The organism is Pelagicoccus albus, from assembly GCF_014230145.1.
Taxonomy (GTDB): Bacteria; Verrucomicrobiota; Verrucomicrobiia; order Opitutales; family Opitutaceae; genus Pelagicoccus; species Pelagicoccus albus.
Genome location: NZ_JACHVC010000007.1, coordinates 341445 through 367304 on the forward strand (window position 1 = coordinate 341445; position 25860 = coordinate 367304).

Genomic DNA, 25860 nt, shown 5'->3' on the forward strand with positions numbered 1-25860 from the left:
TGTGAATACCGCTAGTAACCGAACCCGCGAGCTAGCGGGTCTTTTTCGTTTTTACCGTTCCATCAAGCTCTCTGTGAGCTTCGTTTTTCTCTGTGTTGGAGCAGGACCAATCTTAGGGCAGGAGACGGAGTTGCCCTCCAACTTGGATGCGTACCAAGAAAAGGCTGCGACCTTTGGGGCCTACCTCGTATTACCGCATTTTGAGCGAAGTCCGGAGGAAATCGAGGCTTCTATCCAGAAGGCGATCGATGATGCGACCATGGCTATGGATGCTATCGCGGCCTTGCCGGACGGAAAGCGTACATTTGAAAATACGATCGTGGCCCTCGAAAATCTCGGCAGTGATGCGTCCGTTGTTTCGTCCCGCATAAACATAATTAAGGAGACCAGCCAGGATCCTGAAGTTCGTTCCGCGGCTCGAGAAGCGGTGAAACGTTTTCGGAACTGGAGTGTGGGCCTCGACTACAGAGAGGATATTTACGAGGCGGTAAAGGCCTTCGCTGAGACATCGCCGGTTTTGGAAGGAGAGGATAAACTGCTTTTCGACGAAGTCATGAGGGACTATCGACGCTCGGGTATGGCCTTGCCGTCTGCGGAGCGGAGCGAAGTGGAGGAAATGCGCAAACGGCTAAGCTCCATGTTGACCGATTTTCGTAGCAATATCAGCTCGACCCGCGAGGAGCTCGTTTTTTCAAGAGCTGAACTAGCCGGTGTCCCTGCAACTTTGCTGGAGCAAGAAGGGGTCAAGACAGGCGAGGACGAATATACTGTGATGCCGAACGTGACCTTTCACTTCGTTTCGGTGATGGAAAACTGCAGTGTGGAAGCGACGCGTCGCAAAATGAAAGAAACTCGTTACTCCCTCGCTCGGGAGGAAAACGCGGGACTGCTGCAGGATATTGTGGAGCTAAGAGCTGCGATTGCGGAAAAGTTAGGCTACGAGACTTGGGCGGATTATCGGATCGAGCCAAAGATGGCTAAGGATGCAGAGACCGCCTTGGCTTTCGAACGTGAGTTCGTCGAAGGGCTGGAACCGAAATTTAAATCCGAGTTGGCTGCGTTTCGTGAGCTTAAGGTAGAGGAGACGGGCGACCCGAATGCCGAAATCAAAATGTGGGACTGGCGCTACTACGCTAACCAGTTGAAGAAGCGTCGCTATTCTGTGGATACGGAAGCCTTGCGTGTTTTCTTTCCGTATGAACAAACATTGCGAGGCATGTTCTCAACCTACGAGCGCACCTTCGGCCTGAAGATCGAAGAGGTGGAAGCTCCATATCGCTGGGTAGACGATCTAACGCTGCACATGGTTTCAGATGCTGAAACGGGCGAGCCGCTCGGCTTGGTTTATCTCGATATGTTTCCAAGAGAAGGGAAGTACAACCACTTCGCACAGTTTGCCTTCATTCGTGGCAAGCAGGATCCAGGCGGCCAATACCGCCGTCCGACCGTGGCCTTGCTCTGTAATTTTCCCAAGGCTCTTGGAGAAGAGCCAGCTTTGCTGTCGCACTCGGAAGTTGAAACGCTTTTCCACGAGTTCGGCCACGCTCTGCACTCCATCATGACGCGGGCGAAATACCAGCGGTTCTCCGGTACCAGCGTGCCGCGCGATTTCGTAGAAGTGCCTTCACAGTTGCTCGAACGTTGGACTTGGAGCAAGCCTGTCTTGGATACGTTTGCCCGGGATTATCGTGACACGTCCAAGACTATTCCTGCCGAAGTCTTAGAGCGTATGAAACAGGCTCAACTTGCCACAGTCGCCACGCATTACCGTCGCCAACTTGGACTAGGAATGCTTGATCTTACTCTGCATACCCAAGTGAAGGAAGGCAGTGGGAAAGACGTGATCGAGCTTTCCAACCAAGTTTTCAGCAAGGTTTTCCTACCGGTGCCGGCCGACACTAGTTTCGCTACTTTTTTCGGTCATCTGACTGGGTATGATGCGGGCTACTACGGCTACGCTTGGGCGGATGCGATCGCCTCGGACTTGTCCACGGTTTTTGAGGAAAGCGAGAAGGGCTACTTTGACGAGGAAGCCGGGAAACGCTTGCGTGAAGAAATCTATGCTCCCGGCGGATCGCGTGAAATCGAAACTTCGATTAAACGCTTTTTGGGGCGAAGCCGCTCTATCGAGCCGTTCTTGCAAGAGCTAGGTATCGAAAGCGGTAACAGCTGAGCAAGTCGACTCGCTCGCGTTCCAAACGCTTGAATCTGCCGAAACCTTGGATCTTTCCCGCTCAAACTTGTCTTTATTGAATCCAGACTTTCTTTAATTCGTCATCCGCCGCGAAGCGTTCTGTTGTTTGGAACGCTACGCACGTTTCCGCCCCTTCTCGAATCCCCGAACATTCATTCGCTTATGAAATTGTCCTATCGCTCGATCCCCTTGTTGTTCGTGAGCCTTTTCGCCTCGGCTGCCTCTGCATTTGCTGGCTACAAGCTGGTTCAAGAGCCATTGCCCAACGACCTCATGCAGGTCCACATCTATGAGTTGGACAATGGCCTCACAGTCTACCTAACCGAGAATCACGAGACTCCCACTTTCCGTTCCGAGATCACGGTGAGAGCTGGTTCGAAGGACGATCCCGCGGATGTCACAGGACTTGCTCACTATCTCGAGCATTTGCTTTTTAAGGGAAATGCCAAGATGGGCTCCTCTGATTGGGAAAAGGAAAAGGTCCATATCGATCGGATATCGGATCTCTATGAAGAGCATTTCAATACGGAGGATCCTGAGGAGCGGGCCCGCATTTACGAAGAGATAAACAAGGAGTCTCAGCTGGCGGCTCAGTACGCGATCCCGAATGAATTTGATACGCTGATTTCGGCATTGGGAGGTAGCGGGGTAAATGCTTACACCGCTCCGGATAGGACTGTGTACCTCGAGGAACTGCCCTCCAACCGCTTGGAACAGTGGGCTGTGATCGAATCGAACCGCTTTTCGGATCCGGTTTTCCGACTTTTCCAGCCCGAGCTTGAAATCGTATACGAAGAGAAAAATAGGGCTATGGACAGCAAGGATCGTCTGATCCAGGAGAAGATCTTCGAGCTGCTCTACGGCGATCATCCCTATGGTTCGCAGACCGCTCTTGGTTCCATCGAGCATCTCAAAAAGCCGTCTCTCAAGAAGATTCATGAATTCTTCAACGCCCATTATGTTGCGAATAATATGGCAATCGCTTTAGCGGGTGATTTCGAAGTGGAGGAGGTAATCGAAATTATTGACGAGCATTTCTCATCTTGGAAATCGGGTGAGATACCGGAGTTTACCCGTCCTATGCCGGCTCCTATAACGGAGAAGAAGGCGGCGACCATTACTTATCCCGGCGAGGAAAATGTGATCATCGGATTCGATACAGCTCCAACTAAGAGCGAGGACGAGCAAGCTCTCAAGCTGGTCGACATGATTCTTGATAACGCAAATGCGGGTCTGATTAATTTGAACCTTAACCAGCAACAGCGGGTATCGTCAGCTGGATCTTTCCCTTACATCCGTAATGATGCAGGAAGCCAGTTTTTGTGGGGAGCTCCCAAAGAAGGGCAGACCTTGGAAGAGGTGGAAGCCTTACTTCTTGAACAGTTGGATTTGCTGATGGCTGGCGAGTTCGAAGATTGGATCCTTCCGGCTATCGTGACGGATTTTAAGAAAAGCGAAAAGCTTGCCCTTGAGACGAATGCGGGTCGTCTGCGGGTGATCAGCTCCTCTTTCGGTGAGAAAAAGGCCTGGCCGGATGTCGTGAATGAGATCAGCCGTATGGAATCCGTTACCAAGGAACAGTTGGTAGCGGTGGCGAACAAGTATTTTTCAAAGCCTTATGTTGTCACGTATCGGAAAAATGGAGACTATACACCGCCGACGGTGCCGAAGCCAAAGTTTGATCCCATCGATATTGATCGCAGCAAGCAATCCGAGTTTGTAGCGGATGTGCTAGCCATAGAGTCTGATCCTATCGAGCCGGATTTCGTGGAGAAAGGAACAGACTACCAGGTTGTCGATTTGGCTAATGGTACTCAGCTCTACTACGTTGAAAATCCGGCTAATGACTTGTTTACGCTGTCTAAGGTTTTCGAGATGGGAAGCAGCGAGAAGCGTAAGCTTTCCATGGCCTCCGCTTTGCTGGACAAGTCTGGTACCACGAAACGCTCTGCCAGCGAACTGAAAAAGGCGTGGTATGCCTTGGGAGCGGATTTCAGTTTCTCGGTGGGCAACCACAACACATCCCTTGGTGTCAGCGGTTTGGAGGAGAACTTCGACGAGACCTTAGCTCTTTACTCGGAAGTCTTGCACGAATCCGTCGGTGAACCGGATGTGTTGAAAGAACTTATCGCTATCCAGCTAAAGCAAAAGGAAGACGCGATGAAAGAGCCGAGCGTCATTTTCAACGCTTTGCGTAATTACGCCCGTTACGGCGAAGAGTCTCCGTTTCTAACCGCACTCTCCTCCGATGAGATCAAGGCCTTGACGGTTGATGAGTTGATAGGCGAATTGAATCAGCTTTCCAAATACAAGCATGATTACCTCTACGTGGGTCAGATGCCGGTCAATGAGGTTGCGGCCAAACTGAACAAGTTGGAGCGGACTAAGATCGCCTTGCTGCCAACACCTGAACGTGTTCAGCCCAAGTTGCATCAACCCCAGTCGAACGAAATCTCATACGTGGATTACGAGACTGCTCAGTCGCAAATAAGAATTGAGTTTCCCGGTGGCGATTTTGACGAGAGCGAGTTGCCCATGATCGAGACTTTTAACGAGTATTTCTATGGGGGCATGTCTGGTATCGTATTCCAGGAAATGCGTGAGGCGAGAGCCTTGGCGTATTCGGTATGGGCTCACTACCTTGTATCCGATTATGCGGACGGAGAGAATCTCGTGATGGGATTTATCGGAACCCAAGCGGATAAGACAGTCGATTCGATCGCTGCCTACCTTGATCTCTGGGACGAGATGCCACGTTCAACGGATCGTTTTGCGATCATCAAAAACTCTTTGGATAATCAGTACCGTGTCTCTAAAATTGGTTTCCGAGACGTACTTGGAGCCGTCAAATCTTGGGAGCGATTGGGCTTGGAGGGAGATCCCCGCGAACATCGCTATGAGGAGATTATGGATGCGAGCATCGAGGAATTGTTCTCCTTTTACGATTCGGAGATTCAAGGAAAGCCAAAGATGATATCGATTTTAGGTCCATCTGCAGCGATCGATGAAACGAAACTGCAAGAGTATGGCGAGGTGACCGACCTGAAGATCGAAGATATCTTTGTCGATTAGGAACCTTGGCTTTAAATTTTGCGACCCGCGGCGAGCTTAGTTGACGAAGCTTACTGCGTGTCGCGTTTTGTTTTTTTGATGAAGTTACCCAGATACGAATGGGCTAGGTTACAAGGGCAGGCCGAAGAAGAGGTGAGGGCTTGCCTGCAGGAATTGCCCGATGAGTTGCGAAGCGCTGCCGAGTCGGTTCCGGTTTTGTATCGCAAGTATCACCCCAATGCTCCGCATATCGATCCTGAGGCGATGTATATTTTGGGCGAATACATTGCGCAGGAGGATGCCCTTGGTGGCATGGATGAGAGTGGTGTGATCGCTCTCTATCTCGGCGCGATTGCCTGGTATTGCGAAGACGAAAAGCTTGTATTTGTTGAAGAAATACGGACGACTTTCTTGCACGAATTAGGGCATCACTTTGGCTGGGATGAAGCTGAGGTAGAGGAAAGAGGGCTCTAGTTTCCCTCTTGCTTAACCAATCAAGCCTTGAACCCCAGCTATCCCAAGCTGGACTCCGATACAGAGCAGCAGGAATCCCATTATTTTCGTGAGCGCATTGGCTCCGTTTACGCCTAGGAGCTTCATCAATTTTTCAGCCTGACGCAGGAGTATCCAACAGATGGAACAAGTGATTAAAATCCCAAGGATGATGACCGACCAGCTTGCTAGCGAAGGGGAAGGAACATAGGACGAGGTGCTCATCACCGATGCGATAGCGCCCGGGCCAGCAAGCAAAGGCATGGCGAGGGGAGAAAACGAAATGTCTTCTTTGGCTTTCGCCTCCTGATGTTCTTCATCGGAATGGGTGTTGGTGGATTTTGGCTGAAGTTGGTCGAAGCCAAATTTCATTATCAGAAGTCCTCCAGCGATTCGGATTCCTTCCAAGCTCAGCCCAAAGAAATGAAGGATGAAACTGCCGCCGACCAGAAACGCAGTCAGTATGCAGAACATGTAGAGGCTCGCCCGAAACGCTATTTTGTTTCGTTCCTTCGAACTGCGATCCTTGGTAATGGAAAGGAATATGGCTGCATTGCCGAGCGGGTTAGTGATGGGTAGGAGTGAGGCCAAAGTGGCAAGGAGAAGCTGGTATGCGTTGTCCACGTAAATGCTATTTTGTAATGCCGAGGGCGATACGAATGACCACGGAAGTGAAAAGCGTGGCGGATATAGTAATGTACACTGCGATCCCCATGTAGAAGCTCACTCCGGATTCAGGTTCTGTCATGGCTCCGAACGGAGTGTAGAGGGTGCCGTGTGTGAATGAGATTATGGTGAGTACTGCCGTCACTAGAGCGGCCGCGAGCATAAGCATCGTCGATAGGGAAAAGGCTTGTTTCGTTTTGTCCTTTGACGCCATAGCTCTATTTCAGACACGAAAAAGGCCCGCTGTCCAGCGGGCCTTGTGGTAAATCGATTTGCGTCGCTTAGAGTTCCTCGACCGCGACGGAATAGCTTTTGCCTTTGACGGATATGTTGTATTGGCGAGCTGAATCGCTGAGTGTGATGGACTCCGTGGGACCGGCTTTGGCAGGCTCGCTAGGAGCTGGAGCAGCTGCTGGTGCCGCGGCAGGAGCGGGTTGATTTTTGCTCTTGTAGTATGCGTCCAACTCTTGCGGGAACATGGCCTGAATGACGCAGTGCTCGTCGTCTGTTGGCATATCCTTAGCGGCCAGTGCTTTGCGCAATGCGTCCATTCCAGGGTCCTTGAGGTCGGCAGGGCGAACAGTGATCGGATCCTTGCCGGATTTTTCCGCTGCGATCTTTTGAACCTCTGGATTAACAGGGGCAGGAGTGCGTCCGTAGTAGCCGAGAGCGATGTCGGTCGCTTGTGGCGAGAAGTTCTTCCAGCGGCCAAACTTGACGTTGAGCATCGCTTGTACGCCCACGATTTGAGAAGTAGGCGTTACGAGTGGGATCCAGCCGAGCGCTTCGCGCACCACTGGGATTTCCTTAAACACGTCCTCGAATTTGTCTTCCATCTTCTGCTCTTTGAGCTGGTTGCGGAAGTTGGAGAGCATGCCTCCCGGTACTTGGTACTTGAGAGCGTCGGAATCCACGCGCTCATTGGAGAAGCTAGTGAAGTCCTTTAGCTCTTCGTACACCTTGGTGAAGTGCTCACGCAGGAACTGGAGAGCGTCGAGATCGTACTTCGGGCAACGCGGGTGGTTCTCTAGCATGGAGAGCATGCGAGCTGTATCCGGTTGGCCAGTACCGTTGGCGAAAGGAATTACGGAAGTATCGATGTAGTCGACGCCCGCTTCGATACCTGCGTAGTAAGTGGTCGCTCCCAATCCTGCAGTGTCGTGAGTGTGGAGAACGACTGGGATCTTAACCGAATCCTTCAGGCCTTTGATAATATCGTACGCCTGTTGCGGAGGAACTAGGCCAGCCATGTCCTTCAAGCAGAGAGAGCCGCAGCCCGCTTCTTCCAGTTCGCGACCCAGCTTTACGAAGGCTTCTGTGGTGTGGACTGGGGATGTGGTGTAGCAAATTACGCCCTGGGCTTCCTTGCCGGCAGCCTTGGCGGCCTTGATCGCAGTGCCCATATTGCGGGGGTCGTTCAGTGCGTCAAAGATACGGAAGATGTCCATGCCGTGCTTGGCGGACGTCTTGATGAAGGTTTCGACGATGTCGTCTGGAAAGTGGGCGTATTGAACAATGTTTTGTCCGCGTAGCAGCATCATGTGCTTGCTCTTGGTACGCGAGCGAATCGCGTCGAGGCGATCGAAGGGGAATTCCTTCAGGAAGCGGAGACCCGCATCGATGGTCGCTCCACCCCAAGTCTCGAGGCAACCGAAGCCCATGCCGTCCAAAACCTCGAGGGCGGGAAGCATTTGCTCGGTTGTCATGCGGGTAGCTGCGAGAGATTGGTGGCCGTCGCGCAAGACGGTATTGTTGAAGATGACTGGTTTGCTCATGAGAAGGGTAGTCGGCTAAGATTTTCGGATCAGTGATTAGAAAAAGTTTATTGTAGAAGAAGCATAGCCTGTATTCGTACAAATGAAAAGCTGTTATGCTGCGTTATTTAGAAATAAGTAAAGCTAATTTGTGAGATGAGTTAAAACGGAAGGTACGGCGCTTCGCGTCGGCCCGATTGGAAGGGGTCAGGATCTAAAAAGGATGGATTCCCGTTGGAAAAACGCGGCGACTAGGCGGATGGAAGCCCAGGCGTAGGCGATGGAGCTGACCAGGGCTAGGCTGAAGAAAGTCAGGTCGAAGGCGTTTCCGAGGAGCTGTTTCATGGAGAGTGCGATGTTCAGTACAGGAATGAGGCTAGTGTAGAGTGGGCTCTCCGCCCCGATGATTGATGAGATAACGGCGGGAAAGAGGAAGACGGCCACGAATGGGAAAATGTAGGCTTGGGCTTCCTTCGGATTTCGAGCGAAGGTCGACACCAGAAGTAAGGCTGAAGAGCTGAGCAAGGCAAGTGGCACCACGATTATGACCAAGGCCGCTAGGTTCAGGTAAGAGAGCTGCAAGCTTTGACCGAAGATATTTTCCAGAATCTGCCCGCCAAATGTGAGGGCGATTACGATTCCGAGGATGGAGCAGATCGCGGAAATCAAGCTGACTGCGAAAATGGTGAAGAGCTTACCTTTCACGATCTCGTAGCGGGAAGCCGGGGATACGAGCAAGGTCTCCATGGTGCCGCGTTCCTTCTCACCGGCGCAGAGGTCGAAGGCGGTGTTTAATCCGCCAAAAGCCGCTCCCATCACAACGAGGTAGGGTAGAAACATGGACAGGGCGAAGCCCACCATGGCGGACTTATCGGCGATGTTGGTGGATTTGAGCTCGGTTGGTTTTACGAAGCTTTCGTCCAGGTTTGAGGCGGCGAGTCTCTGTTGTATTTGCTCGCGATTGAATTCGTTTAGGATGCCTCTCAAACGGCCGTGGGCGTTGCCCGAATTTTCATTGGCTTGGTCGTAAATTATCTCCACGGGCGCGGATCCGTTTGCCAGAAATACCTCTCTCGCTTCGGGCGCGATTACGACGATGGCTCGAGATTCGAATGCCTTCAGCGCGTCCATCGATCTCTCTCGGCTGTCGTAGCGAGTGACTGCGAGGCTGTCATTGCTTTCGATGTACTCCGTTAGCTCGGGAAAGGCGGTTTCTTCGTAGATGCCAACCTCGAGGGTGGCAGTCTGCTGGTCCACTGCCTTTTTGCTGGCGAAAAACATAGCAGCCCCCATGAGGCAGGGGGTTAGGAGCAAGGGGGAGACGATAACGCCGAGGATAACGCGCTTGTCCCTCAGGGTTTCTTTCAGCTCCTTCAGAAAGATGATCTTGGCTAGGTTGGGCATGTGAAAGTGTCTTAGGCGTTAGGTGAGGCAGAGGCCTCGGCGGCTGGAGTTTCCAAATCGAATCCCTGCACGATCTTTAAGAAGGCGTTTTCCAGCACCTCCTCGCCGGCTTGAGCTTTCAGTTCCGCAACCGTCCCTTCGGTGGCGATCCTGCCGTGATGAACGATGGCCACTTCGTCGCAAAGCCGCTCCACTTCGCTCATAATGTGTGTAGAAAAGACCACGGTGAGGCCCTCGTCCCGACATTGCTCGATGAAGGTCATGATCGTCTGTGAAGTCATGACGTCGAGTCCAGTGGTGGGTTCGTCAAAAATCATGACCGGCGGGCGGTGGATTATAGAACGGGCAATCGATACGCGCTGCTTTTGACCGGTAGACAGCTTGTCGCAGCGACCTTTTTCGAAGTCGCCAATTTCGAGGCGTTCGATCAGCTCGTCGACCCGCGACTTAAGCTGGCTTCCTTCGAGTCCATTCAGCCGTCCGAAGTACCCTAGCATCTCGCGTGCAGTTAGTCTTCCGTAGAGAGCGGTCCCGTTGGAAAGGAAGCCGATGGAACGACGAACTTTTTCCGGTTCCTTCACGACGTCGAATCCCGCCACGGTTGCTGAACCTCTGGTAGGTTCGAGAAGGGTGCCGAGTATTCGCAGAGTGGTGGTCTTTCCCGCCCCATTGGCTCCGAGTAGGCCGAAGATTTGGCCGGGCTGGCATTGAAAGGAAACTCGGTCGACGGCTCGAACGAGCCCGCGTTTCCTGTCGCGGAAGGTTTTGGTCAGCTTATTGGCTTCGATCACGATGTAGACTGAATTGGATGGGGCTAGTGAAACCCCATAAGGGTGGCTTGGAAACTGTTTTGTAAGCTATTTTAGCTGAGGGCTGTTACCGCTTTGTTACCGATTTTGGCGGACGCAAAAGGCGGCCGGTATTTGGCCTCTCTTTTTCTGCGATTTCCTAGTGTGTATTTTCCCGATTGGCTAGGGTCTTTGCCTCTTCTTTTGAGTGGTCTTCACTCCCTTTTGCGAGCAATGCCTAAAGTTGGTTGAAGCATTCCCGAATTGAACGATCGGAAGGTGTAGGGTGCTCGGGCTTTGTTTCCATGCGCATTACATGTTTTTAACTAATGATGGATTAAGGAGGGCGAGGGCGCTGAGGCGTCCTCGCTTCCTTGGCTTCTCGCTTGCGAGTCTTGGCAATCGGCGGTTCTGGTCGCTTATCGAGTTGTCAGGACCGCTGCGGCCAGTTTTGCTGGCGGACTATGGCGGAAAGCGCAGAAGTTGCAGTATTTGATTCGGTGGAAGAAGCGATCGCTGAGATCGCGGCAGGGCGGCCGGTTATCGTAACCGATGACGAGGACAGGGAGAACGAAGGAGACCTCGTTTTCGCCGCGTCTCTCGCCTCGGTGGAGAACGTCAATATGATGATTCAGCACGCTAGAGGTTTGATATGCGTGCCTTGCACTCCGCCGCATTTGCATCGTTTGGGGATCAGCCCGATGGTGCAGGAAAACCGGGAGTCTCATAAGACCGATTTCACCGTCTCGGTCGACGCGTCGGAAGGTATAACCACCGGCATCAGCGCTTACGACCGGTTTCACACCATCAAGTTGCTGTCCGACCCGGATACGCGTCCGGACCAACTCGTTCAGCCAGGGCATGTTTTTCCGCTTAAGGCAAAGTCTGGTGGCGTGCTGGAGCGGGCTGGGCATACGGAGGCGGCAGTGGATTTGGCCGCCTTGGCAGGCTTGTTTCCCTGTGCCGTCATTTGCGAAATCCTGAACGACGACGGAACCATGTCGCGCACTCCTGAGCTTTTTGAGTTCAAGAAGCGTTTTGGTCTGAAGATGATTTCCATCGCCTCTCTCATCAAATACCGGCACGAGCGGGAAAATTTGGTGGAGCTGGTGAGTGAGTGCCCCTTCGAGAGCGAGTACGGAAGTTTTACCATGAAGGTTTTCCGGAGCTCCTTAGACGGCCGTGAGCATGTGGCGCTGGTTGCGGGAGAAATTTCAGGAGAGCCGACCCTGGTCCGCATGCATGCGGAGAACATAGTAAAGGACATTTTCAATCCGGCTGACTCGTCGGGCGAGGACTCCGTATCTCTCGCCATGAAACGTCTCGCCAAGGAAGGAAATGGAGCCTTGGTCTACATCCGCCGCCCAGCGGGTGGCTTGGTGGATTCGCCGGAGGCTAAGAAGATGAGCCTGCGCGAGTACGGAATAGGAGCGCAGATCCTCTCTGCCCTTGGGGTTCGCAAGATTCGTCTCTTGTCGCAGAGCAATCGCAACTTGATCGCTTTGGACGGCTACGATTTGGAGATCGTGGAAACCGTTGCCCTTTAGGCAACTGCCGCGAGTCCACTGATTCTGCAGCCTTCCACGGTTTTCGCCCGTGGGATTTTGCCTTTACAAGCGAGATAAGCGGCACAAGTTGCCATCCCTCTCACGCACCTGTTCTTATTATGAGCCAACTATCGCCAAACGCGTTAAACGTCGATGGATCCAGCTTCCGGATCGGCATCGTCGCAGCCCGATTCAACGAAGAATACGTCGCCGGATTGCTCGACGGAGCTCTCAAGACGCTTGGCGAAGCGGGCGTCCCACAGGAATCGATCGTCATCGAACGCGTTCCCGGATCCAACGAACTGCCAATCGCGGCCAAATTCCTGATCGATTCCAAGAAATTCGACGTAGTCATCGCTCTTGGCGTGGTGATCGCCGGGGGTACACGGCATTACGAGATGGTATCGGATTCAGCGAACTACGGTTTGCAGGAGGTGGCGATTACTTCCGGCACTCCGGTAGTAGCGGGCTTAATCGTGGGAGACAACGAAGAGCAAGTTCGCGAACGATGCATTGGCTCGATCCCTAAGGGGTCGGAGTTCGGCCAATGCGCACTCGAAATGGCGCAACTGCGCCGCAACTATTCATAGCTATGTCCGAGGGTAAAAAATCACAACGCCGTCTTTGTCGCGTGGCTGCCATGCAGTACGTTTACGCTTGGTCCATCAATCGTCCTAACGATTTGGTCGACGATCTAACCGTTTTCTTCGACGGACTCGAAGAAGAGCGCGACTATTACAGTTTCGCTGAAGAATTGGTGCACGGCATTATCGAGTATTCAGACGAGATCGACGACAAGATCATGGCTTTGGCCAAGAACTGGGATTTCGAGCGTATCGCCAAGATCGACCTAGCCATCCTGCGCTTAGCTACCTACGAGCTTCTTTACCGAAAGGACATTCCGCCCGTCGTTACCATTAACGAGGCGATTGATTTGAGTAAGGAATTCTCAACGGCGGAATCCCGCCGCTTCGTCAATGGCATCCTAGATCGCCTCAAAGCGAGCCTTGATCGACCATCCCGCACTGCAAGCTGGGAGTAGTTAGAAAGCAATTACCAGAATCCGACTCGCATGCTCTCTATCTTCAAGAAGTTTAAGGATGGTCTTTCCAAGTCCGCTAAGAGCATAGCGGAGAAGACTGGAGGCGTTTTTGGCCGCAAGAAGCTCGACGCCTCTTCGATTGAGGAATTGGAGGAAGCTCTCTTTGCCTCCGACTTCGGTTATGAAACAACGGAAGAAATAATCGAAGAAACGCAGAAGGCCTACAAGAAGGATAAGGACCTGCGTGGCCGCGAAGTCGCTGCCATAGGGTCTTCGATCTTGAAGCGAGTATTGTCTGGATCGGAAGGTCGTATCCAGTTTGTGGAGGGATCTCCCACCGTGATTTGTCTGATCGGTGTCAATGGATCCGGCAAGACGACTACGACCGCGAAGTTGGGGCACCAATACAAATTAGATGGCCGCAATCCGATCGTTGCCGCTTGCGATACCTTTCGAGCTGCGGCGATCGAACAGCTAAAGGAATGGTCCTCTCGCTTGGGGCTGGATATCATATCGGGGCAGCATGGAGCGGATTCTGCAGCTGTAGCCTTCGACGCTTACCAAGCCGCTAAGGCTCGCGGTCATGATACGCTGATTATCGATACGGCGGGCCGGTTGCATACCAAGAGCAATCTGATGGATGAGCTGGCGAAGATTCGACGTGTTTTGCAAAAGCACGACGAGGCGGCTCCGCACTATAGTCTTCTGGTTGTGGATGGCAGCTTGGGATCCAATTCGATCGAGCAGGCTCGCGTATTTAACGAGAAGTTTGGCTTGGACGGGCTCGTCGTTACGAAGCTGGATGGCACTAGCCGTGGTGGGGCACTGGTTGGAATCTACCGGGAGCTCAAGTTGCCCATCTTCTTTCTTGGATTTGGCGAGAAGCCGGAAGACCTGCAAGAGTATCGTATCGACAACTACGTGGATGCGATTTTTGGATCCGAGCAGGATCAGGAAGCGTAGCCGCCTCTTTAGAGTGAGCGGTCTTTCGATTTGCTCGATTCGCCAAAGCGCGTGTAGTTTGGGCTATGATCTTCTCTTCGATCGTTCATCCCGTATCCCGTAGAATTGGCATCTTTTGCTCCGCTGCTCTTGTCGCTTGTACAGCATCGATTACCACTGCGGATGAGGGGCCTTTACCTGTCTCGCTTGATCCGCAGCCCCGCTTGCTGACTCATGACTGGATGTCTCTCGCTGAGTGGTATCGCATGCATGCCGATGATGTGGAGCTCGCTGAAGAAGGTGCTTCTAAGCTTTTGTTTGTGGGCGACTCCATCACTCAAGGTTGGGGAGGCCCGGGGCTTGAGGTTTGGGAAACGCACTTCGAGCCACGAGGCGCGGTAAATTTCGGGATCGGCGGGGATATGACGCAAAACGTACTCTGGCGACTGGATCACGGTGCCCAGGGAACTTTGGATCCGGCTGCGATCGTGCTGTTGATTGGGGTCAACAACGTGGGAAACATCGAAGACGTGGCTCCGAGCGAGGTCGCAGCAGGCGTCTTGGCCACGATTGATTCCTTGCTGACCCGTTTCCCCAATGCCGACTTGATGTGGATGGAAATCTTTCCAATGGGTGAGTTTCCCGATAACCCGAATCGCGGAAAGATCCTGGCTATCAACCAGCTCGTCCGTTTGCAGATCGAAGGAATGGAACGGGTTTCGTCGGTCGACCTGACGGAGGACTTTTTGAATGATGATGGTACTTTGCCAGCGGATCTGACGCCTGACTTTTTGCACCCGCAAAAGCCGGGTTATGAGATTTGGGCAGATGCTATCTTACCGTGGGTGGACGAACGCGTCCCACTCCAAAAGTAGCTTAGGCCTTAGCCTTTTCCTTGGCGTAGATCGAAACTTTCGGAGTCAAGCCGCCGAGGATCTGGCGAGCTCGTTTCAGAGCTTTCGCGGTTGAAAGCGTTGGGTTGCTTTCGTCGTCAGCGAAAAGGTTTATCTCATTGATCACTTTCGTGAGTCCCGAGTTTTTGAATATCCTCATGGTATCGGGCCGGACTTCGCTGACCAGGAGGATACGGTCGCGTTCGTTCATATAGCGGATTAGCTCTTCGAGGGCCATGCAGCTGGTAGCGTCAAGGTTGTGGGCATTTCGTAGTTTCATAACGACTACTTTGAGATTTTCGTCGTCTGCCACTCGCCTCATTTGATCTCGGAAAAGCTCTGCGGCCCCGAAGAAAAGTTCGCCCTCGACGTGTACGATTGAGACTTCTGGATTGGAGCGTTGTTGCGTATCGGCGAGCTGGCCGATCTGTCCTTTTTCGTCCACGTCCACTTCCACGATTTCCGGACTGGCCACTTTTTTCAGGAAGAGGGCGATAGAAACGCATGTGCCTATGTAGATGGCGAAGTCGAGAGCGATTAGGAGACCCGCCATAAAGGTAACATAGAAGGTGATGCTATCCGACTTCGTGCTTTGGGTAACCAGTTTTAGGTGGTGCTTGTTCACGAGCGAAAGCCCTATCGATATGACGACGACCGCGAGGGCAGCTGTAGGTACGAATTGAATCAGGTCTGCCAGAAGAAAAGCGCCTGCCAACATGAGGAGTCCCGAGAGAAAGCCGGAGACCGGGGTGGAGGCACCAGAGTCGACGTTAAGTTGTGAGCGGGTTAGCGAACCAGAAGCGGCCATGCCGGAAAAAAGCGAGCACCCTATATTTGCCATCCCGACCGCGAACATTTCTTGGCTACTGTTTAGGCGGGCTCCATCTCGCGCTGCGAGTGACTTGCCGATCGAGTTGCCCTCCAAGGTACACAGCAAGGCGATGGCGATGGCAGGGGAAAGAAGCTTGTTGATGGTGTTCTGATCGAAATAGGGAAGGGTGAGTCCCCATTCGGCAGTATTGAGGCCCGGAAGCAAAGAGACTGAGAAACCGTCGATGTATCGGCTTCCCAAGTACGCGAGCAAGGAAGACAGGACCAAGGTGACGGCCACGTTTGGCAGACTCTTAAAGTACTTGGCTAGGACGACGAAACTCAGCGCTGTCACAAGGCTGAGGCTTAGGGTTGGCCAGTGCGTTTCCGACAGGTGTCGCAGGGTAAGGCTCACTACCTCGAAGAAGGTCGAGGCTTCCGCCTTTTCCTCCATGGTGAATTCGAAACCAAGCGTTTTTCTAAGCTGATTCGCTATGATGAGAGAGGCCGCCGCAGTGATGTATCCGGTTATCACTGTTCGAGACACATACTGGATCAACGTCGCTACCCGTACCACGGCTCCAATGAGCAGAACCAAGCCGACCAGAAACAGCAGTAGCGAAATGTTCGATACTGCCTCCAGTTCTGTGACGTAACCCATAGCGGTGAAGGAGCTTACCACCATGACAGAGGTCGCGTTTGTGGGACCTAGGGTGATGTATTTCGAGCCAGCGAAAAAGGAGCCTATGATTGTTGCCACCACAGAACCAAATATCCCGTAGCGTAGGGGGAGTCCCGCGATGGCGGCGTAGGCCATGCCTTGGGGAAACGCTAGCAAGGCTACATTGAAAGCCGCTCGCATGTCTCCGGTAAGTTTTTTTCTATTGTAGCCGGCAGTGGTCTTCCGGATGGGAAATAGATCGATCCCGATCGTGGATTTGCTGGAAGGAGTTGAGCCGGACTGAGAGGGCATAGGGGGTATCAAATTCAGAAAAGCTTTTGAGCGAAGCGGGCGGTTTAGAAAAGCTAGTCCTTTTCTGGATTCAGGCCAGCCGTTAGTCAGTTTTTGACGAGCCTGAATCTTTGTTTGCGGTGGGGAGAGGAGTGGTTTGAATGAACTCCTTTATGAGTGCCACAGAGTCCAGCCCAGTCCCGGAAGTCGCCGGTTTGTCAGCTACCGTATGCCTGTTTTTGGGCAATTGTAAGATAGTGGTTCGCCGCGGCAAAAACTGTGGAATGCTCAAGCCTTTCGCCTACGGAGAAAACTCTGTGGGTGACGCGAGGGACAGGCTGCAATCGCTGGGCCGCGAGGAGCGGTTGGTAGAGGTATCCCCAGGACTGTATTTTGTGGCCCTTGACGAGATGGAGGTACCTGCGGCTTTACAAGAGGAAGGTTGGTTTGGCGAATCGCTGCAGGCTTTTTACCAAGAGTCCGTACTATCCGAGGATACGGTGGCGTTCATTCGGGCGGATGCGATTCGGATCCCCTACCTTTATCTCAACCCGAACGACTACATCTACCGCTTCAGAGCGGAGAGAGAGAGAAATCGCAAAGTCTACCAATTCGACGATTCGTCGGTCGCTCTCTATCACAGTGCCCTCTGCGACGCGATTAAGGCGGTCAAGCGTGCCAAAGAGCGTTCAGCCACCAGTCCGGCCCGCCTGGATTTTGGAGCGACGGAATTTTTGCTGCCCAGCCACTTCGGCTTTTGTTTGGGGGTGCAGAACGCGATAGAGCGAGCCTACGAAACCTTAGCTGCCAATCCTGGTAAACGAGTCTTTATGCTCAGCGAATTGATTCATAACCCGTTTGTAAACAATGATCTGCAGGCAAGAGGGTTGAAATATCTTCAGAGCGACAAGGGGATTCCTTTGATCGAAGAAGCCTCGGGCAAAGCTTATTGGGATAGCCTTTCGGACGAGGATATTGTGATCATACCCGCCTTTGGCGCTCGCGACGAGGATAAGCTACGTCTCATCGAGCGTGGATTGCCGATCCGGCAATACGACGCGACTTGCATGCTCGTAGAGAAGGTATGGAAAGCCGCCCGCCGCTACGGCGAGCAAGGCTATACCATCGTGATCCATGGCAAGGCAGAGCATGAGGAAACCAAGGCCACATTCTCCAATAGCGCTAAGTATGCCCCGTCTGTAGTGATTCGAGACATGAAGGAGGCGGCCAATCTTTCTGCGGTCATCAAAGCCGAAACAGAGGAGGAGAAACAGTGCCTTTTCGAGCCGTTCAGGTCCTTGGCATCCGTGGGCTTCGATCCTGTAAAGGATTTGGATCGTTTGGCTTTGATCAACCAGACGACTCTGCTGCGAAACGAAACGCTGAAGATCATAGCCCATTTCGAGGAAACGCTGACCTCTGTGTACGGTGAAGCCGAGATAACGGACCACCTCGCCATGAGCAGTAAGGGCGACACGCTTTGCTACGCGACACAGGTGAATCAAGACGCCTTGGCCAAGGCCTTGGACGAAGACATAGATGCGGCGATCGTGGTGGGAGGCAAAAACAGCTCTAATACCTTTCAACTCTATCGTCTGTGCCGGGAGCGTTTTGGAAAAAGGGCCTTCTACATCCAGTCGGAGGCGAACATCCTGTCTCGCTCGGAAATTGAGCATTTCATCTTTCCCTACGATCCCAACGATCCGAAGCAAGGGATCATGGAGCCGCGTCCATTCTTGCCGGCAAAGGATCGAATCAAGGTTTTGGTTACCGGAGGAGCATCCTGTCCAGACGGCATCTTGCAGCAGATCATTTGTCGGATAAACGGCTTTTTTCCTAAGGAGTCGATCCGCTCGGTAGAAGAGGTGTTGCAAGAGGTCGGTAAAGAAGACTGAACGCCGCGTGGGGCGATTCTCCTATAAGCTCAGCTCCTAGCTGGTTTGTAATCTAAGATTTTTCTCTTTGGGGAAGCTGTTGAAATTCAGTGGATAGCGGGATTTCAGAAGTAGAAAAACTTAATTCACGACGAAAATATATTTATTTTCCTTTTAGCTGTAAGATCTTTCCAGTAGAAGCCCCACCAATCTCTTGGGAGGTCTAAGTCTTGCTTGATTTGGCTTCTATCAGAGTCGCCAACCAACCTTAGGATGAACACACTTCAAATCATTTTCGAGAACAAGCTGATCGTATTGTTCGTGATCGTAGGTCTCGGCTTGCTGCTGGGAAGCATAACGATCAAAGGCATCGGCCTTGGAAGCTCGGGGGTCTTGTTTACGGCTTTGCTGGCTGGGCATCTCGGTTTAGCAGTGCCGGCTGGCATAGGCAGTTTCGGTCTCGCTCTTTTTGTGTATTGCGTGGGCATCGGAGCGGGACCCCGCTTTTTTCCGGCTTTGGCTCGGGAAGGGGGAGGGCTGGCTAAGCTAAGCCTCCTGATTGTTGGCATCGGAGCCCTTACTGCCTGGGGGCTGGGTCGCTTTTTCGAACTTCCCACGGATTTGACTGCTGGTCTTTTTGCGGGGGCCTTGACGAGTACTCCGGCTCTCGCTGCGGCCTCGGAAGGTACCAAAGTGTCTGCCGAAGGGGTAGCCATCGGTTATGGTATCGCCTATCCATTTGGGGTTATCGGCGTGGTGCTTTTTGTGCAATTGCTACCGAAACTGCTCAAAGGCGGCAATGATTCAGAGGAAGCGGACCAAGACGACGCCGATGGAGCGGAAAAAGAGGTGCAACACCTTTTGGTGGAAGTTTCCAATTCGAATTTGGTGGGCCTGAAGATTGGCGATGAAAATTTGTCACGTTTTGGATGCCAGGTCTCAAGAGTGATGAAGGAGGGGCGTTTAGTGCCTCTGAGCCAAGATGACGAATTTGCGGTAGGTCAAAACCTCATGTTGGTGGGGCGTGCTCGAGACATCAAAATCGCTACCGATTTTATTGGCCGCAAGAGCGAGGCGAGCTACGTGATGGATACGGAGAACGAACGGGAACGTTTGGTGGTCTCCGCGAAATCTGTCGGAGGTAAGTTGCTACAGGAGATCGGGTCGCTTCGCAATTTTGGAGTGGTGGTGACTCGAATCGATCGTCTCGGACAAACTTTCGTTCCGACTCCCAATACCCGAATCGAGGTGAACGACGTTCTGACTTCGGTGGGGCAAAGAGATGGGTTGAAGCGGTTCGGCTCCCATATCGGACATCGTCCACAGGCGTTCGATCAGACCGACATGATTTCCCTAACCGTGGGCCTTAGCCTCGGCATTTTCTGTGGAATGATTCCGCTCCATCTGCCTGGAGGCGAGCCCATGACCTTGGGATTGGCGGGCGGACCTCTTTTCGTTTCGCTTGTCCTTGGATATTTTGGCAGAATCGGTCGCGTGGTCGGCTACGTTCCAAGGCCAACCCGCATGCTCCTTCAGGAATTGGGACTTGTTTTGTTCCTAGCCAATGCGGGTATAGTCGGGGGAGCTAGCTTGGGTGAAACGGTCTCAACCTACGGCTTTGTCGTCTTCCTCACGGGAGCGCTCATCACCTTGACCCCCTTGATTGTAGCCTACATTTTCGCTCGAAAAGCCCTTGGCTTGACCCGTCAGCAAACGCTAGGAGGCATTTGTGGTGGCATGACTAGCACGCCAGCCTTGGGAGCGTTGACCGCATCCAGCAACTCGCAACAGCCGATTGTTTCTTATGCGACGGCTTACCCGGTCGCTCTTATCATGATGACGGTATTGGCGAAGCTTCTCATTCAAGTGATGGGCGGCTAAGTCGCTTCTATCTCCGGATACTTTTGGCCGAGAATGAGCAAGCTCAGTAAGTTGAGGCTTCTTCTGGAGGTGAGCTATGCTCGCTTGGAGGACATTCCCGATATCTTGTCTCTACACGAAGTAAGCTTTTCGAAAGATGCCTTGGAGCTGCGTCGCTCGGAGTTGGAGAAAATTATTGGAAGTTCGGATTCGAAGATTCTGGTATGCCGTATTCGCGATTCGTTTGCCGGTTACATGATCATGGTCGAGCCTCGCTTTAGGCCATGGACAAATGGTGAATATCTAGCGGTACGCCGTGGGCACGCCGGCAAGGGGGCTGCCGCTATCCTCATGGAAGAAGGTATGCGTTTGGCGAAGCGGCCCTTCGTTCGCATACTCGTCCGCCCCAGCAACGTTTCCGCTCTGAAGCTGTATCGTCGCTATGGCTTCGTGAAAGCTGGATGCAAGCGTGGCTTCTACGCGGATGGCGAGGATGCGATCGTTCTTTTGCGGGCCACTTTCTGGGTTCGTAGTCGCTTTCGCTAGGACGAGTCGATTGGGAGTGCAAAGCTTTCAGGATGGCAGAAGCGAGCCGAGTCGGCATAGCCTTTTTTTCGGCCTGATAGGCATTTCAGTTTCTCGGATTCCGAGTCGATTGAAGGCCTACGCCAGAATGTGTTGAAGCATGGAAATCCAATTTTTAGAACGAAGCCAAATAGATATCAGTCGATGGGACCGGTGTATCGATGACTCCGTGAACGGTAATCCTTATGGCTTCTCTTGGTATCTGGATCATTCTAGCGGGAGTTGGGGAGGCCTTGTGGAAGGAGATTACGTATCGGTTATGCCACTGGTGTGGAATACCAGACTGTTTGGCGTCCAGCAGCTCTATCAGCCGTTCTTTTGCCAGCAACTAGGGGTTTATTCAGAATTCCCCGTTACCGAAGAACGCATTAAAGCGTTCCTCGGTTCCATCCCCCGCAGGTTCAGGTTTGTCGAAGTCCAGCTAAACGAACGTACTCCGTTCCCTTCGCTCAAAGGAGTAGCGGGGAAGGAGCAATTCAACTGTGTGCTTCCTCTCGAAAAGTCTTATGAGAGCCTCCGCCGCAACTATAGCGAAAGTCTTCGTCGCAGTCTGAAAAAGGCGGCGAAGCATGGCTTCACCCTGACCCGATCTATCTCTCCGCAAGTCTTGTTGGAGCAGTATCGTACCTATCAGGGACCTAAGATTGGTTCGCTCGATAATCAGTTAGTCGAGATGGCAATCTCGATTGTGGAAGAAGCCCTGAAAAGAAATCGAGGCTTCGTGCTGGGGCTGAATGATTCGGAAGGCAAGCTTGTCGCGAGTGCGTTTTTTCTCGAGAGCCACGGTCGGATAATAAGTTTGATCCCTGCAGTGACTGCTGAAGGCAGGCGTCTCAACGCGATGCATCACTTGTTAGATAGCGTCATTCGGGAAAACGCTGGAACGGACAAAGTCTTGGACTTCGATGGTTCGACCATTCCGTCTATCGCTCGCTTTTTCAAAAGCTTTGGAAGCCAAGAGATGCCGTTTTATCGGATACAGCTTAACCGGCTGCCGTTTTGGATTCGCTGGTACAAGTCGGACTTCGTTATCGCCTGCAAAGAGCGTTATGCCCGCAGGGCCAACCCTTTGCCGAGTTGAAGTGAAATGTATCAGGGAATCAAATTCGAGAGACCCACGTACGCCTCCGCCTAACTCGTTTGCATTTCAGAGTCTACCCAACGACGGAAGTGTTCTAGCTCGGGTGGAAGCGATCCAGGCGGCAGAACCCAGGAGAAGGTGCGGTGGATTGCGAGTTCTGGTATTTGTAGTACCTGTAGGCTCTTGAGGGCCAGCTCTTGGCCAATGGCCCTCTTGGGAAGGAAGGCGATTCCGAGACCGGCCAATGCTGCTGCTTTTTGTGCCAGAGTGCCACCTAGTACGAAGCTACGGTTTAGGGAGCCCGAGGAAACACCGTTTTGTCGGAATCGTTCCGCCACAACTCGTCGGGTGCCCGATCCTGATTCACGCCATAGGATGGGCAACTTAGCGACGTCTTTCGCTGTACGGGCTGCCGACAACGCTTTGCGTAATGCCTTCGGTGTATTGGAGTTTGAATACACAGGGATTATTTCGTCCTGCGCGAACGCTTCTAAATGCAGGCCGGAGGCACGGGTCAGCCCCTCTACGGCCCCGAGGGAGACACGTCCGGCTCGAACTGCCGCGAGGACCTCATCTGTATTGCCGACTCGCAAGTCCACTCCCTCGATCTTTCTCACGCGGGCGTAGTCGGCGATGAGGTTTGGGAAAACATAGTCCGCCAAGGTCGTGCTCGCGGAAAAACGGAGCTTCGCGGGAGTGGCTGACGCTCGCTGGGGGTCGACTGCCTCGATAGCTTCCGCCATGAGGACGGATAGCTTGCGCGCTACGGGCAATAGACGTTTCCCCGCTTCGGTAATCGCCATTCCAGACGCAGAGCGGTCGAAAACGGGGTGCCCGAGAACTTCCTCCAGCTTACGTATCCGGGTGGATAGGGCGGGCTGGGAAATACCCAAGCTGCGCGAGGCGGCCTGTACACCCCCATGTTCGGCGACGGCCAGAAAAGTTCCTAGCCAGTCTGGATCGAGTCTAGTCTGGTTCATTATTTGTATACAACAAAGTTATCACCTATAAAAATATAGGATTACCAAGTTGATTTGAAAGCGAGTAGAATCAGGGACGTGAATGCTATTTTGAGGAGAGCAGGGGCTTGTTTGAAGGATGTAAGGCTCGTTGTTATGGTGCTTCTTGGCCTCGCATGTGGAGGCCTTGGGGTTCCGGCAGCCGTCGCATTAGCTTTAGGGACCGTGGCTTCTCTTGGAGGTTTGGCTGGCCAAAGAAAACGCTACCACTCTCTATCGCGTTGGTTCCTGCAGGGAGCGATCATTGCGATGGCGGCCGGTATTGATTTTCCAAGTGCCTTGAGGGTTGGTGTCGAAGGTCTCGGAGTCACTTTTTTTAGCATCGTCGGCATTTTGCTGCTTGGAATATTATTGGGACGTCTGCTGGGTGTGGCTCGAGATACAGCTTTGCTGGTCTCGGTAGGGACTGCGGTTTGTGGAGGGAGCGCTATCGCCGCTATCGCCGGTGTGATCAAACCAGGTAACCAAAAAATTGCTACGTCGTTGACGGTAGTCTTCACATTGAACGGATTGGCTCTGTTTGTGTTTCCGATGATTGGACATGGGCTTGGCTTGAGCCAAGCAAGTTTCGCTTGGTGGTCCGCTCTTTCCATTCACGATACTAGTTCTGTGGTTGGGGCCGCTTCAGCCTATGGCGAATCATCTCTGCAACTCGCGACCACAGTGAAGCTGGCCCGAGCACTCTGGATAATTCCTATTGCGATTGTATTTGGTGTTTTGAGACGTGATAGAGTCGATTCGCATCGTTCCTTTTCTGCGTTTCCTTGGTTTGTTTTAGTGTTTGTGGGCGTAGTTGCGTTGTTTTGGGGACTGCCAGGTTTGAGAGGAGCGGGAAGTGTTTTGTCGGGCCTTGGGAAGTCGGCAATGGTGGTCGCTTTGTTCTTCATAGGGGCGTGTATAGACTTCAAAGGTATTCGGGCTGCTGGTGCTCGGGCGTTTCTTTTAGGTGTTTCCCTTTGGCTCCCCACGGCTGCCTTAGCCTTGGTCTACGTGTATCATTTTCATTGAGTAGATAGAGGAAACTCGGATTCAAAGCGGATCCTTCGTTTTGAAATTGCAAAGGAAGCATTGAGTTTGTTCGAAGTAGAAGATGCCGATTTACGAGTTCTTCTGCTCCGAAAATAACACGACTTATTCCTTTCTAGCGAAGTCGATGGCCTACGGAGACAAGGTGCCTCGTTGTCCGGCGAATCCCGCTTTTAAGCTCCAAAAAAAGGTGAGCAACTTCGCCTTCATTGGAAAAGCGAAAGAGGAGGACGATGACCTGGACGGAATGGATGACGCCAAAATGGAGCAAGTCATGGCGGAGCTCGAACGGGACATGTCGGGAATGGATGAAGAGAATCCGGATCCTCGCCAAATGGCCCGCCTGATGAAAAAGATGACCGAAATGACGGGCGGGAAACTGAGCGGTCAAATGGCAGAGCTAGTAGGACGACTTGAGGCAGGAGAGGATCCTGAAGCGCTCGATGCAGAGTTCGGCGACGCGATGGATGACATGGACTTAGAGGACGGAGCGGCCGCGAAAATAGGGCAACTTCGGAGGCGTTTGCTCGGAAGCAGGCGCGATCCTAATTTGTATGACATGGCAGAATACTGCGACTGATTTTCGAGCGGCGATTGTGCCCGCGATTGAACGATTCGGATTCGCTCTTTTGTGTCCCTATGGGATTTGAGCTTGTCAAAGGGCAGTCTCTGCTCTGTCTGTCAGTGCGTGAAAACTAAACGTCCAAATGGAAGCCTTTGTATGAACGTCGAATTGTCGACGGCTTCTTGGTGGCGTGGTCTGAAGGTTTGGCGATGGCGAAGCTAAGTGCTTTTCCGTCCTTTTCGCCAAACCTGCTTCCTGAATTCGGAGGCAGGTTTTTTTGTATTTTAACAACTACTTTCAGCCCATTTTTCACATGTCACAAAAGCAATTTTCTCTTAACTCTATCTATTTCTTTGGCCGTCCCTACGCGGAACTGCTCCGATGTTTTGGAATCGATGAAGCCGACTTAATCGGGAAACAGGTTCTCGAGTGCCCGTCCGGTCCGTCTTCGTTCGTTTACGAAGCGAATCGTCGGGGTATCGATGCGATCGGAATCGATCCCTTGTTTTACCGATCACCCTCCGCCATCCGCGATTTGGCCGAGTCGGACTTTCGCCTCATGTTCGATCGGGTTCGGCAGTCGGCCGAACATTTTGTACAAAAGACTTATGCCAGCGTCGAGGAAGCGGAGGCATTACGATCGGAAGGACTGCAGAGTTTTTTATCCGACTATGCGATAGGAAAGGCGAACGGCCGCTATCAAGAGGGAAGCCTGCCGTATTTGAAATTCGAAGACAATGCTTTCGATTTTGTTTTGTGTGGCCACCTGATGTTCATCTATTCGGATACGCTTGACCGCGAGTTTCATCGAGCGTCGCTGGAGGAGCTTTGCCGAGTGGCTCGGGAAGAGGTTCGCATTCACCCTGTGGTTGATAATGGCAATGCGAGGCATCCGTTTCTCGATGAGCTTTTAGACTTGGCCGACGAGCTCGGGTTTGATGCCACAGTCGAGACTGTAGATCACGAGTTCTTCAAAGGAACCGATCGGACGCTCGTCTTGCGACGGAGGAAGAGCGCCTAAGCCTCCCTTGGCTTTTGGTTTCCTTTACCCCGAACCCGGCCGTTGGCTGAAACAAGGATAATCAAGGGGCGGGCTTGCGGGAAGAGGCAGAAGTGGACTTGTCATGGAAACCGGGAAGGCAACTGCGAACAACTCGTCCGTCTCTGTGCCGAATTTCCAGAACGGACGCACGCTTATGGAAAACCCGCGCGTGACACCGCGAAACTGAGGGTTTTTCGCAAAAAACGGCCAAAAAACGGAAACAGAAAAATAGTCTATGGGTCACATTCAGACATAGCAGTTATTCGTTCTGAC

At 52.5% G+C, this 25860-nt stretch carries 22 protein-coding genes; 15 read left to right on the top strand and 7 right to left on the bottom strand.

Annotated elements, in window-relative coordinates; all coding sequences use genetic code 11:
- Nucleotide 1 precedes the first annotated feature (1 nt).
- From H5P27_RS20060 to H5P27_RS08345, 3 genes are all read left to right on the top strand, one after another.
- The gene (locus H5P27_RS20060; RefSeq protein ID WP_185659935.1) at nucleotides 2-2173 is read left to right on the top strand and encodes a M3 family metallopeptidase; all 2172 of its coding nucleotides are present in this window, start codon (nucleotides 2-4) and stop codon (nucleotides 2171-2173) included.
- Nucleotides 2174-2356: 183 nt separating this feature from the next.
- On the top strand, nucleotides 2357-5266 hold the full coding sequence (locus H5P27_RS08340; RefSeq protein ID WP_185659936.1) for a M16 family metallopeptidase: 2910 nt from the start codon (nucleotides 2357-2359) through the stop codon (nucleotides 5264-5266).
- 78 nt (nucleotides 5267-5344) lie between these two features.
- The gene (locus H5P27_RS08345) at nucleotides 5345-5719 is read left to right on the top strand and encodes a metallopeptidase family protein (RefSeq protein ID WP_185659937.1); all 375 of its coding nucleotides are present in this window, start codon (nucleotides 5345-5347) and stop codon (nucleotides 5717-5719) included.
- Nucleotides 5720-5731: 12 nt separating this feature from the next.
- Here the strand turns inward: H5P27_RS08345 and H5P27_RS08350 are convergent, their stop codons facing one another.
- The 5 genes from H5P27_RS08350 to H5P27_RS08370 form a co-directional block, all read right to left on the bottom strand.
- Nucleotides 5732-6361, bottom strand: a complete 630-nt coding sequence (locus H5P27_RS08350; RefSeq protein WP_185659938.1) for a MarC family NAAT transporter — start codon at nucleotides 6359-6361, stop codon at nucleotides 5732-5734.
- A gap of 7 nt (nucleotides 6362-6368) precedes the next feature.
- Nucleotides 6369-6617, bottom strand: a complete 249-nt coding sequence (locus H5P27_RS08355) for a hypothetical protein (protein ID WP_185659939.1) — start codon at nucleotides 6615-6617, stop codon at nucleotides 6369-6371.
- A gap of 67 nt (nucleotides 6618-6684) precedes the next feature.
- A complete protein-coding gene (locus tag H5P27_RS08360) occupies nucleotides 6685-8178 on the bottom strand; it encodes a pyruvate carboxylase subunit B (protein ID WP_185659940.1) in 1494 nt (497 codons plus the stop codon).
- 186 nt (nucleotides 8179-8364) lie between these two features.
- Entirely contained in the window at nucleotides 8365-9561 is a 1197-nt protein-coding gene (locus H5P27_RS08365; RefSeq protein WP_185659941.1) for an ABC transporter permease, read from the bottom strand.
- Between the two features lie 11 nt (nucleotides 9562-9572).
- Entirely contained in the window at nucleotides 9573-10352 is a 780-nt protein-coding gene (locus H5P27_RS08370; protein ID WP_185659942.1) for an ATP-binding cassette domain-containing protein, read from the bottom strand.
- A gap of 461 nt (nucleotides 10353-10813) precedes the next feature.
- On the opposite strand from H5P27_RS08370, the gene ribB reads away from it, so the two are divergent.
- The 5 genes from ribB (at nucleotide 10814) to H5P27_RS08395 (ending at nucleotide 14755) form a co-directional block, all read left to right on the top strand.
- Entirely contained in the window at nucleotides 10814-11896 is a 1083-nt protein-coding gene (gene ribB / locus H5P27_RS08375; protein ID WP_185659943.1) for a 3,4-dihydroxy-2-butanone-4-phosphate synthase, read from the top strand.
- Between the two features lie 119 nt (nucleotides 11897-12015).
- Nucleotides 12016-12486, top strand: coding sequence for a 6,7-dimethyl-8-ribityllumazine synthase (ribH, locus tag H5P27_RS08380; protein ID WP_185659944.1), 471 nt, complete (start codon nucleotides 12016-12018; stop codon nucleotides 12484-12486).
- Between the two features lie 2 nt (nucleotides 12487-12488).
- On the top strand, nucleotides 12489-12938 hold the full coding sequence (gene nusB / locus H5P27_RS08385; protein ID WP_185659945.1) for a transcription antitermination factor NusB: 450 nt from the start codon (nucleotides 12489-12491) through the stop codon (nucleotides 12936-12938).
- A 30-nt stretch (nucleotides 12939-12968) separates the two neighbouring features.
- Nucleotides 12969-13901, top strand: coding sequence for a signal recognition particle-docking protein FtsY (gene ftsY / locus H5P27_RS08390; protein ID WP_185659946.1), 933 nt, complete (start codon nucleotides 12969-12971; stop codon nucleotides 13899-13901).
- A 65-nt stretch (nucleotides 13902-13966) separates the two neighbouring features.
- On the top strand, nucleotides 13967-14755 hold the full coding sequence (locus H5P27_RS08395; RefSeq protein WP_185659947.1) for a GDSL-type esterase/lipase family protein: 789 nt from the start codon (nucleotides 13967-13969) through the stop codon (nucleotides 14753-14755).
- Nucleotide 14756: 1 nt separating this feature from the next.
- Here H5P27_RS08395 and H5P27_RS08400 read toward each other — a convergent pair whose 3' ends face one another.
- Nucleotides 14757-16556, bottom strand: a complete 1800-nt coding sequence (locus H5P27_RS08400) for a SulP family inorganic anion transporter (RefSeq protein WP_185659948.1) — start codon at nucleotides 16554-16556, stop codon at nucleotides 14757-14759.
- Nucleotides 16557-16708: 152 nt separating this feature from the next.
- Here H5P27_RS08400 and ispH point away from each other — a divergent pair, with 152 nt between their 5' ends.
- The 4 genes from ispH (at nucleotide 16709) to H5P27_RS08420 (ending at nucleotide 21935) form a co-directional block, all read left to right on the top strand.
- The gene (ispH, locus tag H5P27_RS08405) at nucleotides 16709-18430 is read left to right on the top strand and encodes a 4-hydroxy-3-methylbut-2-enyl diphosphate reductase (RefSeq protein WP_246462562.1); all 1722 of its coding nucleotides are present in this window, start codon (nucleotides 16709-16711) and stop codon (nucleotides 18428-18430) included.
- 252 nt (nucleotides 18431-18682) lie between these two features.
- Complete coding sequence (locus tag H5P27_RS08410) at nucleotides 18683-20290, top strand: aspartate:alanine exchanger family transporter (RefSeq protein WP_185659949.1); 1608 nt, start codon at nucleotides 18683-18685, stop codon at nucleotides 20288-20290.
- Nucleotides 20291-20323: 33 nt separating this feature from the next.
- Entirely contained in the window at nucleotides 20324-20815 is a 492-nt protein-coding gene (locus tag H5P27_RS08415) for a GNAT family N-acetyltransferase (protein WP_185659950.1), read from the top strand.
- 139 nt (nucleotides 20816-20954) lie between these two features.
- On the top strand, nucleotides 20955-21935 hold the full coding sequence (locus tag H5P27_RS08420; RefSeq protein ID WP_185659951.1) for a GNAT family N-acetyltransferase: 981 nt from the start codon (nucleotides 20955-20957) through the stop codon (nucleotides 21933-21935).
- A 50-nt stretch (nucleotides 21936-21985) separates the two neighbouring features.
- On the opposite strand, the gene H5P27_RS08425 is transcribed toward H5P27_RS08420, so the two are convergent.
- Complete coding sequence (locus H5P27_RS08425; protein ID WP_185659952.1) at nucleotides 21986-22915, bottom strand: LysR family transcriptional regulator; 930 nt, start codon at nucleotides 22913-22915, stop codon at nucleotides 21986-21988.
- Between the two features lie 135 nt (nucleotides 22916-23050).
- Between H5P27_RS08425 and H5P27_RS08430 the strand changes: the two genes are divergently transcribed.
- From H5P27_RS08430 to H5P27_RS08440, 3 genes are all read left to right on the top strand, one after another.
- Nucleotides 23051-23962: a YeiH family protein gene (locus H5P27_RS08430; RefSeq protein ID WP_246462563.1), complete on the top strand. Its 912-nt coding sequence runs from the start codon at nucleotides 23051-23053 to the stop codon at nucleotides 23960-23962.
- Between the two features lie 82 nt (nucleotides 23963-24044).
- On the top strand, nucleotides 24045-24560 hold the full coding sequence (locus H5P27_RS08435; protein WP_185659954.1) for an FmdB family zinc ribbon protein: 516 nt from the start codon (nucleotides 24045-24047) through the stop codon (nucleotides 24558-24560).
- Nucleotides 24561-24858: 298 nt separating this feature from the next.
- The gene (locus H5P27_RS08440; RefSeq protein ID WP_185659955.1) at nucleotides 24859-25566 is read left to right on the top strand and encodes a class I SAM-dependent methyltransferase; all 708 of its coding nucleotides are present in this window, start codon (nucleotides 24859-24861) and stop codon (nucleotides 25564-25566) included.
- Nucleotides 25567-25860 lie beyond the last annotated feature (294 nt).

Bases quoted from the DNA above. Each gene is read 5' to 3' on its own strand.
- H5P27_RS08340 (WP_185659936.1), top strand. From the start codon at position 2,357: ATGAAATTGTCCTATCGCTCGATCCCCTTGTTGTTCGTGAGCCTTTTC.
- H5P27_RS08345 (WP_185659937.1), top strand. From the start codon at position 5,345: ATGAAGTTACCCAGATACGAATGGGCTAGGTTACAAGGGCAGGCCGAA.
- H5P27_RS08355 (WP_185659939.1), bottom strand. From the start codon at position 6,617: ATGGCGTCAAAGGACAAAACGAAACAAGCCTTTTCCCTATCGACGATG.
- H5P27_RS08360 (WP_185659940.1), bottom strand. From the start codon at position 8,178: ATGAGCAAACCAGTCATCTTCAACAATACCGTCTTGCGCGACGGCCAC.
- H5P27_RS08365 (WP_185659941.1), bottom strand. From the start codon at position 9,561: ATGCCCAACCTAGCCAAGATCATCTTTCTGAAGGAGCTGAAAGAAACC.
- ribB (WP_185659943.1), top strand. From the start codon at position 10,814: ATGGCGGAAAGCGCAGAAGTTGCAGTATTTGATTCGGTGGAAGAAGCG.
- ribH (WP_185659944.1), top strand. From the start codon at position 12,016: ATGAGCCAACTATCGCCAAACGCGTTAAACGTCGATGGATCCAGCTTC.
- nusB (WP_185659945.1), top strand. From the start codon at position 12,489: ATGTCCGAGGGTAAAAAATCACAACGCCGTCTTTGTCGCGTGGCTGCC.
- ftsY (WP_185659946.1), top strand. From the start codon at position 12,969: ATGCTCTCTATCTTCAAGAAGTTTAAGGATGGTCTTTCCAAGTCCGCT.
- H5P27_RS08395 (WP_185659947.1), top strand. From the start codon at position 13,967: ATGATCTTCTCTTCGATCGTTCATCCCGTATCCCGTAGAATTGGCATC.
- H5P27_RS08400 (WP_185659948.1), bottom strand. From the start codon at position 16,556: ATGCCCTCTCAGTCCGGCTCAACTCCTTCCAGCAAATCCACGATCGGG.
- ispH (WP_246462562.1), top strand. From the start codon at position 16,709: ATGAGTGCCACAGAGTCCAGCCCAGTCCCGGAAGTCGCCGGTTTGTCA.
- H5P27_RS08410 (WP_185659949.1), top strand. From the start codon at position 18,683: ATGAACACACTTCAAATCATTTTCGAGAACAAGCTGATCGTATTGTTC.
- H5P27_RS08415 (WP_185659950.1), top strand. From the start codon at position 20,324: ATGAGCAAGCTCAGTAAGTTGAGGCTTCTTCTGGAGGTGAGCTATGCT.
- H5P27_RS08420 (WP_185659951.1), top strand. From the start codon at position 20,955: ATGGAAATCCAATTTTTAGAACGAAGCCAAATAGATATCAGTCGATGG.
- H5P27_RS08425 (WP_185659952.1), bottom strand. From the start codon at position 22,915: ATGAACCAGACTAGACTCGATCCAGACTGGCTAGGAACTTTTCTGGCC.
- H5P27_RS08430 (WP_246462563.1), top strand. From the start codon at position 23,051: ATGGTGCTTCTTGGCCTCGCATGTGGAGGCCTTGGGGTTCCGGCAGCC.
- H5P27_RS08435 (WP_185659954.1), top strand. From the start codon at position 24,045: ATGCCGATTTACGAGTTCTTCTGCTCCGAAAATAACACGACTTATTCC.
- H5P27_RS08440 (WP_185659955.1), top strand. From the start codon at position 24,859: ATGTCACAAAAGCAATTTTCTCTTAACTCTATCTATTTCTTTGGCCGT.